12 protein-coding genes are annotated in these 13,456 nt (G+C 63.4%); 2 read left to right on the forward strand and 10 right to left on the reverse strand.

From position 1 onward, the window contains the following. Positions 1-2: 2 nt before the first annotated feature. Genes N0P34_RS06690 through N0P34_RS06700 form a run of 3 tightly spaced genes read right to left on the reverse strand, consistent with a single transcriptional unit; the run spans position 3 to position 4,167 of the window. Positions 3-2,270 carry an MFS transporter gene (locus N0P34_RS06690; protein ID WP_275606237.1) on the reverse strand — a complete coding sequence of 756 codons (2,268 nt, stop codon included), beginning with the start codon at positions 2,268-2,270 and terminating at the stop codon, positions 3-5. 12 nt (positions 2,271-2,282) lie between these two features. Continuing rightward, a complete protein-coding gene (locus N0P34_RS06695; protein WP_275606238.1) occupies positions 2,283-3,356 on the reverse strand; it encodes a sialidase family protein in 1,074 nt (357 codons plus the stop codon). A 7-nt stretch (positions 3,357-3,363) separates the two neighbouring features. Beyond that, a complete protein-coding gene (locus N0P34_RS06700) occupies positions 3,364-4,167 on the reverse strand; it encodes a helix-turn-helix transcriptional regulator (protein WP_275606239.1) in 804 nt (267 codons plus the stop codon). A gap of 149 nt (positions 4,168-4,316) precedes the next feature. On the opposite strand from N0P34_RS06700, the gene N0P34_RS06705 reads away from it, so the two are divergent. After that, complete coding sequence (locus tag N0P34_RS06705; RefSeq protein WP_275606240.1) at positions 4,317-5,093, forward strand: phytanoyl-CoA dioxygenase family protein; 777 nt, start codon at positions 4,317-4,319, stop codon at positions 5,091-5,093. A gap of 78 nt (positions 5,094-5,171) precedes the next feature. On the opposite strand, the gene N0P34_RS06710 is transcribed toward N0P34_RS06705, so the two are convergent. The 7 genes from N0P34_RS06710 to N0P34_RS06740 are packed head-to-tail and all read right to left on the reverse strand — an operon-like array spanning position 5,172 to position 12,351. Further along, positions 5,172-6,671 (reverse strand): M81 family metallopeptidase, encoded by a 1,500-nt coding sequence (locus tag N0P34_RS06710; RefSeq protein ID WP_275606241.1) that lies wholly within the window; start codon positions 6,669-6,671, stop codon positions 5,172-5,174. An 18-nt stretch (positions 6,672-6,689) separates the two neighbouring features. After that, positions 6,690-7,970, reverse strand: coding sequence for an amino acid deaminase (locus tag N0P34_RS06715; protein ID WP_275606242.1), 1,281 nt, complete (start codon positions 7,968-7,970; stop codon positions 6,690-6,692). A gap of 10 nt (positions 7,971-7,980) precedes the next feature. Continuing rightward, positions 7,981-8,793, reverse strand: a complete 813-nt coding sequence (locus N0P34_RS06720; protein WP_275606243.1) for an aldolase/citrate lyase family protein — start codon at positions 8,791-8,793, stop codon at positions 7,981-7,983. 6 nt (positions 8,794-8,799) lie between these two features. Then, on the reverse strand, positions 8,800-9,585 hold the full coding sequence (locus N0P34_RS06725) for an SDR family oxidoreductase (protein WP_275606244.1): 786 nt from the start codon (positions 9,583-9,585) through the stop codon (positions 8,800-8,802). A 1-nt stretch (position 9,586) separates the two neighbouring features. After that, positions 9,587-10,546 (reverse strand): Gfo/Idh/MocA family oxidoreductase, encoded by a 960-nt coding sequence (locus N0P34_RS06730; protein WP_275606245.1) that lies wholly within the window; start codon positions 10,544-10,546, stop codon positions 9,587-9,589. A gap of 10 nt (positions 10,547-10,556) precedes the next feature. Further along, positions 10,557-11,333 (reverse strand): SDR family oxidoreductase, encoded by a 777-nt coding sequence (locus N0P34_RS06735; RefSeq protein ID WP_275606246.1) that lies wholly within the window; start codon positions 11,331-11,333, stop codon positions 10,557-10,559. 10 nt (positions 11,334-11,343) lie between these two features. Further along, positions 11,344-12,351, reverse strand: a complete 1,008-nt coding sequence (locus tag N0P34_RS06740; protein ID WP_275606247.1) for a Gfo/Idh/MocA family oxidoreductase — start codon at positions 12,349-12,351, stop codon at positions 11,344-11,346. Positions 12,352-12,562: 211 nt separating this feature from the next. Between N0P34_RS06740 and N0P34_RS06745 the strand changes: the two genes are divergently transcribed. Further along, positions 12,563-13,405: an FCD domain-containing protein gene (locus tag N0P34_RS06745; RefSeq protein ID WP_275606248.1), complete on the forward strand. Its 843-nt coding sequence runs from the start codon at positions 12,563-12,565 to the stop codon at positions 13,403-13,405. Positions 13,406-13,456 lie beyond the last annotated feature (51 nt).

The raw sequence follows: 13,456 nt of genomic DNA on the forward strand, positions 1-13,456 counted from the left end.
CCTTATTTTGTCGCGCTTCCGGTCGGCTGCCGCAGGACCTGCCGCGCCGCGATGGCCAGCAGGATCATCAGGGCCGGGTGGGCATTGTCGATTGCCGTCGTTCCGTCGAGTAGGGCGATGACCAGCAATGCATCGGCATGCCGGGACGCTGCGAGATCGGGGCGGAGTGCCCGCAGCGCGGAAAGGCTCGCCGCGGTCGGGCCCGTGCCCAGCTCTGCAGCAGCCGCTTCGAGCGCCACGCGCCGGGCGCGTTTGGCGGTATCGACGCTATCGATATTCTGCGCCAGCCGCGTGAGCAGGCCCGGCAGGCAATAGCCCGGCATGCGCTGTTCGCGCCGCCAATTGCGGGCAAATTTCTCCTCGATGCCGAGAATCTTCGCGATGGCGAGCAGCACGACCTTGCTGCGGGGTTCGCTGACGGCGTGGGTGTCGGTGACCTGGGCGCAATAGATCGCCACCAGGGCGGGGATGCTGTCTCGATCCCGGTATTTTCCGAGGGCGGAGGCCGCAGCAAGGCGGCAGTCGATGTCCCTGTCCTCGTCCAGCATCTGTCTGAGCGCCGGCAGATGGGTCTCGTCGCGAATATCCCCGAGCGAGCGGGCGGCCCGGCTGCGCAAGAGCGGATTGGCATCGGCGAGAAAGCCCGCAATCTTGCCGGCGCTTGGCCGCGATTGCAGCTGGCCCAGGCTATCGAGGGCGGCATATTGCAGCTCGATCAGGCCTTCATAATCGAGAATGGTTTCGAGCGCGCGGATGGCCTTGGGCGTGGGCGGCAGGCGGCCGAGGGCGCGAATGGCCTCGTGGCGGACATCGAAGCTGGGGTCGGAAAGGGCGGAAATGAGTTCGTCCTTGGCCAGCGTGCTGCCGGTGCCGCCGAAACCATAGACAAGGTCGCGACGGCGTTGCTCGGAGGTGAAGCTCGATGAGCGCTGGATGCCCCAGAGCGCGCGGAGCGGATTGCCTGTCGAGAACTGACCGAGAAAGTCGCGAACGCCGGTCGCGCCTTCCTCCTTGAGGAGGGCAAAGACTGCGGCGGAAGAGATCGTGACCAGCGCGGTGACGAAGAACAGGACTTCATAGCCACCGAATTGGGTGGTGCCGACAACAAAGGCGTTGTGCTCGAAATATTGCACTAGTACGCCGGCGATCACGGTCAGGCCGCCGCCGAATATGCCGTCGCTGGAATAGGCGAGCGCCATATAGCTCTCGCGGTCGGCGGGCGGGACATAGTTCAGCATGTAGATATTGCCGGCCACCATGGCGCCCTGGACGAGAAAACCGAAGAGGAAGAACACCATCCCCGCCAGGAATTCGACAACGGGCAGCTCGGGGTGGATGAATGGCAGGCCGAGCAGCATCGCCACCTGCAGCGATTGCAGGGTGATGCGGATGGCGCGGGTGCCATGGCGATCGATGAACCAGCCGGCGGCATAGCTGCCGGCGGCGGAGCCGACCGGAATGAGCGCGGCCATGAGCACGATCTGCCCGCTCGATATGCCCAGCCGTTCCCGGAAGAACAGCAGCAGGAAGACGGCAAGCGCCGAGTGGACGAGGAACTGGCTGCCGGACGAATAGAGAAAGGCGAGGAAATTGCGGTCGCGTAGCGGCACCTTGAGCTGGGCGAGCGCATCCCTGGCGGTGCGCGTCGTCGGGCGCGGCGCGCCGCCGGGCATGCCGAATAGGCACAGCGCCCCGGCAATGCCCACGATTATGCCGAAGGCAAAGACCGGATAAAACCGCTCTATGCCCTCCTGCCCATCGAGCCAGCGCTGGATAAGAAGCGAGCCGATCAGCGCCACGGGGAGATAGGCGATGGCCAGATTGCCGCTGATCTGGCCGCGCACGAGGCGTGGAAGGAATTCCTGCGACCATGGAATGACAGACACCTCGGACAGTGTCCGGCCGATGGCGTAGCAGATGACCGCCCCGAAAATGAGCAGAAAGACGACGTTCGGCGCGTCGATGAACATCGGCGCGGCGAACAGCGGCAAGAGGAAGAGATAGCGCGCCAGCAGCGCCAGGGCGGATAGCCGCTTGGTGCCGAACCGGAGCACCACCGGGATGCTGGCAATGCCCAGGATCTGGAACAAGGGCAGGATGCCGCCGATGAGGCCGATCCGGTCCTTGTCGATGCCAAGCTCGGCCGCGAACAGCACAAGGGGGGCGCCGACGCCGCACAGCACGGCCGTGGCCGTCAACACGGAATAGGCATAGTAGAACGGCATGCGGCGCAGCTTGGCGTAGTCGGTCAGTTCGGACGCGGCGGTCACTTGTGTTGAGCCTCAGAGCCGGATGCGGAAGGTCTTGATGACGTGCTGTCCGGCTTCCACCATCCAGCAGCAGGCGAGATATTCATCGCCACCGAGGGCGAGCAGGCTGGGTTGTCCGAAGCGCAAATTGACGAAGGGATCAAAGGCGATGTCGCCGTTCTGCCCGAGGCGTTCGTCGGTGAAGAGTTCCAGCGCGTCGAGACGCTGCAGCTGCGCGTCGACCAGGCGTGAGCGGTAGACATTGAGGCCCACAGGGCTTTCGCGATGGGCGTGGATGGTCAGCAGTTCATCGCGGGCCAGCGCCAGGCCGCCCGATGCCTGGGCGGCGATATCGGTCTCGAACACCTCAAAGGTTTCGCCGCCATCCTCCGAGAGCGCCAGGTGATTGTTGCGGTTCTTGCCAGCCGCCAGATCATGGGCCCAGAACAGCACCCCGATCCGCTCGCCGCCAAAGTCGATCAACCGGCATTCCCAGGGGGCGATATTGCCGGCATCGGACGCAAAGAAGACCGATTTTTTCCGCCAGCTTTTGCCGCCATCGAGGCTCGAAATGATCCATCCCTCCTGGCTGGTGGCGCCAAGGTGGAACGGGGGCGCCGCGCCGAGAAGCTCACCGGACGCGCGCTGGATGCAGGGGCCTGAAAGCTCGAGGCCTTCGCCGTCGACAATGAAGCGCTCCGGGCGGGTCCAGCTTTTCCCGCCATCGGTCGAGCGGGCGATCTTGTTGTGGAGGGGCAGCAAAGCGCCGTCGTCTGCCACGATGGGGGCAAGCGGGGAGGGGCGAACAAAGACATAGCCCGTCGCGAGCAAAGTCCCATCTGCGAGCGCCAGCGGCTTGTAGCTCTCGGATTCCATGGGGTCGAGGACGGTGTCGTGAAGGAGGGCAGGGGGGCTCCACGACCGCCCATTATCGGTGCTGCGGCTGACATGGGCCCGCATATCGGCGGCGTCGAAGGCCTGGCCGATGGAGAAGATGGCGAGGATATCGCCATTGTCGAGGCGCGCCAGGCCGGGAAACACGCCTTGCCGGCTAACGAGAAGGGGGGCGGGATTGGCGTAGAGAGTGGTGGATTCGATGAGGCGCATCGGGGTCTCAGGCAAAGGGATTGGAACGGTGGCGGAATTGGCCGGGCGTGCACCCCCGGCTGCGGTGAAAGGCGGCGATCAGGGTTTCGGCGTGGCCATAGCCAACCAGGCGGGCGATCTCGTCGATGCTGCACCGCGTGGTGGAGAGCAGATCCTCGGCGCGGCGCAGGCGCATCTCGCGCAAATGGCTGCCGGCGGAGGTGTTGTAGTGGCGGCGGTGGCGGGCGCGCAGGGCACTTTCATGGACATCCATGAGGGCTGCGACATCGCTGAGCGTGCGCATCTTGCCCAGCGCCGCCCCGGCCTGGTTCCAGGCCAGGTCGAGACTGGTATCGGGTGTGCGGATCGCGACCGGATGGGTGCTCTCCGGATGCTCGAAGCAATCCAGAATGGCGGAGAGCAGCCGGCGCCGGCGGGGAAGATCGGCCTCGTTGCGGGCGATCGCCAGATCGAGGCTGAGACGCAGCATGGCCTGGACATGCATGGCTTCGCTGGGACGGGGCAGGCGATATCCCTGGCCGGACATGTCCAGCCTATCGGCATCCGGCCAGGAAAAATGGCAGATCGAAGCGGTGGCAAAGCCGCCGATTGCGGCGCCCGAGAATGGCGTATCGGGCAGGATGAGAATGCCGGAGGGCGCATGCAGGCGCAGCCCATTCGCCGTTCCGATATCGAGCCTGACGCTGCCTTCGTGGATCCAGAGCAGGTCATGAAAATCCCAGCGCGCAGGACCGATCGGCATGCGCCGGTCGAAGCGACCGAGCCGGTGCTCCCTGAGGTCTATGCTGTCCTGATCGATCGCCCTGGTCATGACGATACTGCACCATGACGAGGGTCCGGGCGCCATGGCGCACGGCTGCGTGCAATCGGAATTCCTAGTCGCCTGCCACACTGCTCCACAGACGAGCCCCGTCGCGTAGTCTTTGATGGTCGGCGAGGATAGAAATGAGGAGAAGCGCGATGTCCCACGCTCTGCAGAGATCGGGCACCAATCTGAAACAGGATTTCGACCGCGACGGCTATATCGCCATCAAGCCGCTGTTCGATGCCGCCAAGATGGCCGAAATCAACCGCGAGTTCGATCGCTATGTCGAGGCCTGCGTTCCGCAGATGAAGGACACGGAAGTGTTCTATGAGGAAAAGGGCGCCAAGGGCAGCCTCAAGCAGATGCAGAACATGCAGCACTATGACGCCTATTTCCGGGAACTGCTGGAAACCGACGTGGTGCGCGATCTGGCTGAAACCATGCTGGGCGAGGCCGCGCGGGCGGTGAACCTTGAATATTTCAACAAGCCGGCCGGTATCGGCAAGCCCACTCCGCCCCATCAGGATGGCTATTACTTCCATTTCAGCCCGCCTGCCGCAGTCACCGGGTGGTTGGCGCTGGAGCGGGTGGACGAGGAAAACGGCTGCATCCACTATGTGCGCGGCTCGCACAGAAACGAGGGTTATCGGCCGCATGGCCGGTCCCAGATCCTGGGCTTTTCGCAGGGCATTACCGATTTCGGGACTGAAGACGACAAGGCGAATACGGTGGCCTTCCCGGGGGAAGCCGGCACATTCCTGATGCACCACTCCAAGACCATTCACTGGGCCGGGCCGAACACCTCGCCCACCCGCGCGCGCCGGGCGCTGGGCTTCGTCTATTTCGGAGAGAGCGCCAAGGTGGACGAGGCGGCAAGAGCGGCCTACCAGGCCAAGCTGCAGGCCGACATGCGCGCCGCCAACCAGATCTGATGGCAAAAGGTGGAGCCCCGAGGGGCTCCACCTTTCTTCGTGCCATTCGGTCGGGCGGGTGGCCATGGCCGGGCTCTTTCAGTCTAGCGAAATGACCTTGCCGTGCAGCTTGGTGTAGGGCAGGCGCTTGAGATTGGATGTGCAGAGGCCAGGCGTATCGACATAGAAGCTGGCGCGCTGGATGTCGTCATAGGCGGCGCGGTGGGAGACGGCGGCCTTGATGACCACATAGGTCGCGTCTTCCGGGCGCAGGCCCTGGGAGTGGTACTGCCCCAGATCCATCGGCGCGGTCTTGCGCTCGGAGAGCAGGATTTTCGCCTGGTCGTTGACGAGCACGGCGCAGCGGCCCATGCGGATGGTGGTGCCGCCCATCGAGGCCATGTGCGATTTGGGGTTTTCGAGCTGGAAGACGCCGTCGCTGAGATGCTGGATCGTGCCGGTGAAGGCAATGGGCGTGCCGTGGTGCGCGTCGGTCTTGGCGCCGATATTCAATGAGACGACGGAGCTGAGGCCGGCGTCAAAGCAGGCCGCTACAGCCTCCTTGTCTGCCAGCGCGGCAAGAATGTTCTTGCGCCCGGTTTCAAGCAATGGTCCGAGCAGGCCGGTGGCATCGCCGGGCGTGCCGCCGCCGATATTGTCCGAGGCTTCGATGAGGAGGATCGGGCCCGTGCCGGGGGGCAGGGCGTCGGCCTTGGCGAGGGCAGTCTCGAGATCGTCTTCGCTGGGATAGCCGGCTTCGATATTGGCTTCGAGCAGATCCACCAGATCATCGAGATGAGCATTGGCGGCTTCCACCGTGCCGCGCGTCACCACGCTGAGGCTGAAGCCGCAAATGGCGATGTCCGAATAGGCGTATCCGGCCATGACATTGATGTTGAGAATGTTCCTGTCGCAGGCCTCGATGGCGCGGGCGGCCGCCAAAACGCTCTTCATCGGCTCGTTGGCCGAGCCGACGCCGGTGGGCGACAGCACATATTTGGTGGCGCGATGGACCTGCCTTATGCCGGGTTCTCGTAGCGCCGCATCGAGCAACTCTGCCGCGGCGACGGCGGATTCAAGCGCGTCGGTGTGAGGATTTTCGCGATAGGCGCGAAGTACGGTGGCGTTTTCCACCATGGCCTGGGAGATATTGCCATGCAGGTCGAGCACGGCGCCGATCGGCAGGTCGGGCCGGCCGGCAGCCTTCAGCCGGTCGCGGATCCTGCCCATGACCAGACCTTCGACGTCGTCGGAGCTTTCGCTGACCATGGCCCCGTGGAGCACGAGGAAAATGCCGTCGATTTCCTGGACGTGACGGTCGAGGCCGGCCAGGAAATGCTCGAAGAACATGTCGACGACATCGTCGGTCACCTTGCCGGCAGGCTGGGCGGCCATCTGGATGGTCGGGATGATCCGCCAGCCGGCCTTTTCGGCATAGTCGATGAAGCCGGCGCTGGGCGAGCCATTGCCGCGGTTCCTGTCGATGGCGGCCTGGCCGATATGGATGCCGCCTTCCTCGAACTGGGCCATGCCGGTCTTTTGGGCGAGGAAGGTGTGGGTCTCGTGGTAGAGGCCGCCGAACAGGATGGTCTTGGTCATGGCTCTTGCGCCTTGGCTCTAGAAGAAGGTGAGGACGCCGTCGATGACGGTGTAATTGTCATCGACGATGGGCAGGAACCGCCATTTGTCGAAGGCGGTGCAGGGATGGGACACGCCCGAGGCGATGAGGTCGCCGACCTGCCAATCGGTATCGGCGCCGAGGCGCACATAGGCGTGCTGGTCATTGGTGGCGAAAACCTCCGCCGTGCCGATGGGCAGGAAGCCGGTGCCGGGGCGGTAGCGCTTGAACGGCACGGGGAGCTTGCCATCATAGGGGATGTCGCGCTTGCCCATGGTGAGGAAGGCGAGGCCCGGCTCCGGCATGGACTGGACATAGGCCCAGGCTTCGAGCGCCGGCTCCAGATCGGATTTCCACGAGCGGCGCGGGTCGGCCTTGGCCTCGTCTTGGCTGTGCTTGTAGCTGCCGGAATCGTTGGTGACGTAGCATCCCGAACGCAGGAGGACGCGCACCGGAATGGGTAGTTCGAGCTTGGTGAACTGATCGGCGACGATATCGAAATAGGACGAGCCCCCGCCCGAGAGAACGAATTCGCCAAGGCCCGTGCAGAGGCTGGCGGGCAGGGCACGGGCGATTTCGACGATCTCGCGGGCAAAGCCATCGATCAGCATCGGATCCTTGTCGATGCCGGGAACGACGCCCTCAAAGGTCGCCATGCCGGCGAAGCGCACGAGGCTCGTGTCGGTGGTCGCCAGCTTTTCGGCGAGGGCGAGGGCCTGGGCCTTGTCGCGAAGGCCCGTGCGTCCGCCCTTGGCGCCGATCTCGAGCAGAACCTTGATCGGGCGAGCCGGCTTCAGCGGCGCCAGATGGCGCAGCATGTTGTCGAGTTGGGCGGCGGAATCGAGGAAGGTGTAGAAATCGAATTCCGGATCGGCGTTCAGCAAGGCGGCAATCCCCGCCAGATGCGCCTTGCCGATCAGCTGGTTGCCCAGCACCACGCGCTTGACGCCGTAGTGGTGCATCACCTGCACCTGATTGACCGTTGCCGCCGTCATGCCCCAGGCGCCATTGCCGAGCTGTTCGGCAAAGATATGCGGGCTCATCGTGGTCTTGCCATGGGGGGCAAGCGAGAGCCCGTGGCTGGTCAGATACTGGCCGAAAACCTCGGCATTGTGGTCGAGCGCGCTGCGCTTGAGCAGCATCAGCGGCATGGGAAGGTCCTCGGCGAGGACATTCCAATTCTTCTTGCCGATGTCGGCAAGAGAGAAGGGGGCGGCATTGGCCGGAATCCCCTTCGTGCGTCCGTCGAGTTGCGTCTGGTTCAGCGCGTCGAGATTCATTTTGGGCTCCCTAGATGGCGTCAAACGCGGAGAGCATATCGTCTGCATAGCTGGCAAGGGCAACGACATCGGCGCCGACGCTGAGCAGATTATAGCCCATCGACACATAGTCCTTCACATTGGCCTTGCCGGCGACGGTGGCGGCGATCTTGCCATGACGGCGGGCCACTTCGGCGACGCGCTCGCGCACCTTGATGATTTCCGGTGCCTGGATCTGGCCGGGGATGCCGAGGCGCACCGAATAGTCGCCGGGGCCGAAGAACAGGCAATCGACGCCATCGAGTTCGGCGATGGCTTCGATTTCGTCGAGCGCCTCGGGGTCTTCGATCTGATGGCAGACGAAGCGTTCCTTGTTGGCGGCCTCGAGATAGTCGAGGAAGCCGACGCGGGTGAACAGACCATCATTATTGCCGCCATCGACGGCGCGGCGGCCGAGCGGGGCGAACTTGGTCATGTCGCGCACGGCACGCGCATCAGCAGCACCCATGACATGGGGTACGATGAGCCCTGTGGCATCGGCTTCGAGCGGGCGGATATAGTCGGAATAGGAGCCGCGCGCGACGCGGACCAATGTGTCGACGTCATAGATCTTGGCAGCGCGGATCTGGTGCTCGATGGCCTCGATGCTCGAAGAGGTGTGCTCCTGGCAGAGCCACAGCGCGTCGGGCTGGGCCGAGGCGAAAATCTCGGCGACCTTGGCATCATAGGTGTTGAGCTTGAGCACCTTGGCGACGCCACCGCTGGCGATGGTGCGCAGCACCCGGCTGGGGCGCATGCGGTGCTGGGTGGCGGGACCGGCGGTATATTGCTGCTTTTCGGACATGGCTCTTTACTTTGCTGTGTAGCCGCCATCGACCGGGATATTGGTGCCGGTGATATAGGCTGAGGCATCGGAAGCGAGGAACACGATGGCGCCCATCATGTCGGTGTCATTGGCCATGCGGCCCAATTGCGTGCGGTCGGAATAATTCTTCACGAAGGCAGCGGGCTGCCCGTTGAAATAGCCACCCGGCGCGAGGCAATTCACCCGCACATTGTCGGGGCCGAGGATGCTCGCCGCCCAGCGCGTGAAATTGAGCATGCCGCCCTTTTCGTAGTGATAGATCGGGGAGGGATCGGGCATCATGTCGGTGCCGATATAATTGCCCATTTCGAGGCCGACCGAGCCCATCATCGAGCCGATATTGATGATCGAACCGGACTTGTTGGCCGCCATCGACTTGCCGAACAGCGAGGTGATCTTGAACAGCGCCGAGGCGTTGATGCGCAGGCTCTTGTCATAGGCTTCGAGGTCATGGTCCCAGCCCGACATGGCCGAGCGGATGACGGCATTGTTGACGAGCACATCGCAGCGACCGGACTGCGCGATGATGGTGCGGTGCAGCTCTTCGATGGACTGGTCGGAATTGAGATCGAGCGAGAGCGCGACGACGTCATTACCGGCTGCGCGTTCTTCGGCAGCTACCGCCTCGAGCGCTTCGAGATTACGCGAGGCGATATAGGTCTTTGCGCCAGCCTGGGCGAGCGCGGCGACGATCTGGCGGCCGTAGAGGCCAGCACCGCCGGTGACGAGGGCGACTTTGCCCTTGAGGGAAAATGTGTCGAGAACGCCCATCTTAATATCCGAAGCTGGAGAGAAGAATTTCGGCGCCACCGGCTTCGCGGCTCTCGATGCCGGCGATGACGAGTTGCATCAGTTCGCGTGTCTCGGCGAAGGGCACGGGCGGCGTGCCGGTGCGGAGGAAGCCGACATAGCTTTCGAGCTGCGCCTTGAAGGCCGTGAAGGTGTCCTGGCTGCGCAGGGTGGTGCCGCCTTCAGTGCCGGCCAGGGTGATGAAGCCCGAGCCACCGATCTGGTCGGCTGTGGTGGTGATGACGACGTCGATGCCCTTCTCATGCTTGAGATGGACTACATTGCGCTCATAGGTGCCGGTATTGCGCACCGAGACGAAGCCGGGTCCGATTATGGGGTAGATCGATTCCAGGGCGTGGATGCCGTAGGTTTCCCATTTCTTGGCCATGGTCACGAAGACGGTGCGCAGGGCGCCGAATTCATGGGTCGCGCCGTGATAGGGCAGGAATTCCTTGGCAAAGCGCATGCCGGAAGACGAGATGATCGGCTTGCCCTCGGACACCCAGCGATTGAAGGTTTCGAGATCGGCGCGGTTGTCGCAGAGCGGCTTGTCGATGAAGACGGGGAGCCCCGCCTCGACGAAGGGTCGGGCGCGCTGGACATGCTCAAAACCCTTGTCGGTGGCGACGACCACCGCATCGACATGGCCGATTACATCCTCGGCGCGCGCCACCACATTGGCGATCTTTGCAACCTTGGCGACGTCATGGGCCTCGTCGGGATTGTCGGTCCAGACATGGGTCACCTCGACGCCGGGGATGCCCAGCGTCTCGGGCGGCTGCTTGCCGATATAATTGATGATCGCCGGGTAGGGGCAGTGCTTGAGCGCCTCCGCGTCGTAGCGGCCATTGATGATCATCGACCAGGAATAGGGGTGGCCATTGCCCTCGACCATGCCCAGCATGGCGAGGCGAATGGGGCGGTCGGCGAAAGGAAAATTCATAGGCAGAACCTCACCAGGCGGTCCAGCCGCCATCCACGCCCAGCACCTGGCCGGTGATGTAGGAGGCAGCGTCGGAAATCAGGAATACGGAAGCGCCGGCGGTCTCGTGCTGGCGGCCGATGCGGCCAAGCATGGTTTCGGCCTCGAGATTGGCGATGAAATCGGGATGGGCCTTCTGCACGCCCTCATGTGGGAAGGGGCCAGGATAGAGGGCGTTCACCCGGATATTCTTCGGGCCGTAGTGGCCGGCCATGTAGCGCACCATCTGGTTGAGCCCGGCCTTGCCGACACCGTATTCGATGGCATTGGGGGTCATTTCGCCCGGATAGTTCCTGGGGTCCGGCGAGACGACGCCATACATGGACGAATAGAGCACGATCGAGCCACCCGAGCTCATCCGGCTGGCAGCCGCGCGCGCGAGCAGGAACGTGCCGGTGATGTTGATGCGGTTGGCGAGATCGAAGGTCTCTGCGTCAAGCGCGTCAAACGCCTTGCCGGAGTTGAAGGCCGTCGCGCCGATCAGGCCGGAAAAACCGCCGAAAGCGCTGGCTGCCTGCTCGACACAGGCAAGGATCGAGGCTTCGTCGGCCATGTCGAGGGGCAGGGCGGCGACACCACCCTTGCCGGGCGCCGCCGTCACGGTTTCCAGTGCTGCCGCGAGCCGATCCTGATCCCGGTCGGCAATCACCACATTGGCGCCCTGCGCCTTGAGCAGGAGGCATGTGGGTGTGCCCAGGTAACCGGCACCGCCGGCCACAAGCACTGTACGTCCATCCATCTGGAACATTGGTTCTTCTCTACTGATCGAGGGAGACGATCGTGCGGTCGGTCCAGCTGCGCTTTGCGCCCAGCGCGACCATGAGATTGAGCCGCGCTTCTTCGAGCGTGGCCAAATGGCAGGGCTTGCCCTCGAGGGCATCGAGCATGGCATTGGCCTGGATGGAGAACCGGGCCTGGTGGGCTTCGGTCGGCACCAGCCCGTCCATGAAGTCGTGCGTTTCCTTGTCCTGGCCGCTGTCGTCGTCGGCAAAGCTCAGGATCGAGTGGTTGAGCGTCAGATTGCCCTTGGTGCCGATGAATTCGGTTCGGGCGATATTGGGCTTCTGGAACTGGTTGATGGTGACATTGGCCATCGCCCCGCTTTCGAAGCAGATATTGACGAGGCAGGTGTCCTCGGTCTCGGTGCCCTGGAGCACGAGACGGTCATGCATCGCGCCTACGGCGACGGGCCGACCCATCAGCCAGATCAGCATATCGAAGGTGTGGCTGGCTGCATCGAGAATGGCGCCGCCACCCATTTCCGGGCGAGCATAATAGGTGCGCTGGAAGTCCGGGCGATATTTGGGAAATTCCTGGCCCGAATTGGCATAGACCAGTCGCAGATCGCCGATCTTGCCGTTTGCAATACCCTCGCGCACGGCCAGCAATTCGGGAGCGATGCGTCGGATATAGCCGACACGCGCCAAAACGCCCGATTTCCTGACGGCCTCGATGGCGGCGTCGACGCCGTCCATGGTCACGGCCAGCGGCTTTTCGACCATGAAGGCGAGGCCGGCCTCGGCGCAGCGCTGCATCAATGGCACATGCAGATGGGCCGGAGCGCAGATGACCGCGAGATCGTAAGAAGAGAGATCGGCCTCCTCCAGGGCGGCGTAGCTGGCCTCGAGCGGAAACATCTCCTCGGCCTCGGCGCGCCGTTCCGCGTGCGGCTCGACGATCGACAGGCTTGCCCGCCCTGTCGCCAGATAGCCACGCAGATGCCGGCGGCCAATGCCACCACTGCCGATAATCAGAACCCTCTTCATTCCGTCCCCCATCAAGCGCTGATTGGTGCTTGACACTCCAAAAAACTATGTTGTTATGTTAATGAGATATCTTGGACTGTCAACACGGGTGCAGCCGTGTTTTTGAAGGAATTCGTTTGGCGAACTTCTGTTTCGTGGGATGAAATTTCTGCCGCTGGCGGAAATATCCCAATTGCGTAGAATTCGATTTCTGGGAGGGGTCGGGACGATTATGCAGATATCCAGTTTTCCGGGCCCAGTGCGCCCAGATGTCGATCCAAGTGCCAAGTTTGGTCGACCAGATTTGAGCAAGGGTTCGCCAAACCCGTGCGGACAGCCAGCCAATGGTCCGAGTGCGGTGCCGGATGCTGCCGAGATTGCGTCAACCATCGCCCGGGACATTCATTCCGGTGCGCTCGAAGAGGGTGGCATGCTCGCATCCGAGCGTCACCTTTGCGAGCGTTTTGGCGTCGGTCGCTCGATCATTCGCGAAGCGATCAAGCAGCTGGAGGCGATGAGCCTTGTCGAGCTGCGCAAGGGGCATCGGCCCCGCGTGGTCTATCCTACCCTGGCGCGTCTGCTGGACAGTATTTCGGGCGCATCGCGCTTGCTGTTCAGCGGCACCGAGGGCGGCGCCCATATGGAGCAGGCGCGCCTGTTCCTTGAAACCAGCATGGTTCGCTATGCAGCCCAATCCGCCACGCCGGCCCAGATCGGCAAGATGGTTGCGGCGATCGAGAAGGCCGATGGCGCGATCGAGGATTTGCCGCGCTTCCGCGATGCCGACGTGGAATTCCACCGGGCGCTCGCCGAGGTGCCGGGCAATCCGATTTTCATCGCGCTACACGACGCCTTTGTCGGTGGGCTGATGCGGGCCCGGCCCGACCCTACCGAAATCGCGCGCCATAACCGGCGCAGCAATGACGAGCACAAGGGTGTGGTGCAGGCCATCATCGCCCGCGATGCGGAGGCGGCGGTCACCATCCTGACCAAACACCTGACGCGAAATTACGCCGTCTATGTCAATCACGTGCTGGCCCCGATGGGGGGCGGCAATCAAGCGCTGGAGGTTTAGCCGATCACCGACTTCCGCAGCATTGGCTGCGGCGCCCGGGACTGACGTGGG

It is taken from the genome of Devosia sp. FJ2-5-3 (assembly GCF_029201545.1).
GTDB lineage: Bacteria > Pseudomonadota > Alphaproteobacteria > Rhizobiales > Devosiaceae > Devosia.

What these genes read in the sequence shown, in the direction of transcription:
- N0P34_RS06715 (WP_275606242.1), bottom strand. Translation starts at nt 7,970, where the DNA reads ATGAATCTCGACGCGCTGAACCAGACGCAACTCGACGGACGCACGAAG.
- N0P34_RS06725 (WP_275606244.1), bottom strand. Translation starts at nt 9,585, where the DNA reads ATGGGCGTTCTCGACACATTTTCCCTCAAGGGCAAAGTCGCCCTCGTC.
- N0P34_RS06695 (WP_275606238.1), bottom strand. Translation starts at nt 3,356, where the DNA reads ATGCGCCTCATCGAATCCACCACTCTCTACGCCAATCCCGCCCCCCTT.
- N0P34_RS06710 (WP_275606241.1), bottom strand. Translation starts at nt 6,671, where the DNA reads ATGACCAAGACCATCCTGTTCGGCGGCCTCTACCACGAGACCCACACC.
- N0P34_RS06700 (WP_275606239.1), bottom strand. Translation starts at nt 4,167, where the DNA reads ATGACCAGGGCGATCGATCAGGACAGCATAGACCTCAGGGAGCACCGG.
- N0P34_RS06740 (WP_275606247.1), bottom strand. Translation starts at nt 12,351, where the DNA reads ATGAAGAGGGTTCTGATTATCGGCAGTGGTGGCATTGGCCGCCGGCAT.
- N0P34_RS06720 (WP_275606243.1), bottom strand. Translation starts at nt 8,793, where the DNA reads ATGTCCGAAAAGCAGCAATATACCGCCGGTCCCGCCACCCAGCACCGC.
- N0P34_RS06745 (WP_275606248.1), top strand. Translation starts at nt 12,563, where the DNA reads ATGCAGATATCCAGTTTTCCGGGCCCAGTGCGCCCAGATGTCGATCCA.
- N0P34_RS06735 (WP_275606246.1), bottom strand. Translation starts at nt 11,333, where the DNA reads ATGTTCCAGATGGATGGACGTACAGTGCTTGTGGCCGGCGGTGCCGGT.
- N0P34_RS06705 (WP_275606240.1), top strand. Translation starts at nt 4,317, where the DNA reads ATGTCCCACGCTCTGCAGAGATCGGGCACCAATCTGAAACAGGATTTC.
- N0P34_RS06730 (WP_275606245.1), bottom strand. Translation starts at nt 10,546, where the DNA reads ATGAATTTTCCTTTCGCCGACCGCCCCATTCGCCTCGCCATGCTGGGC.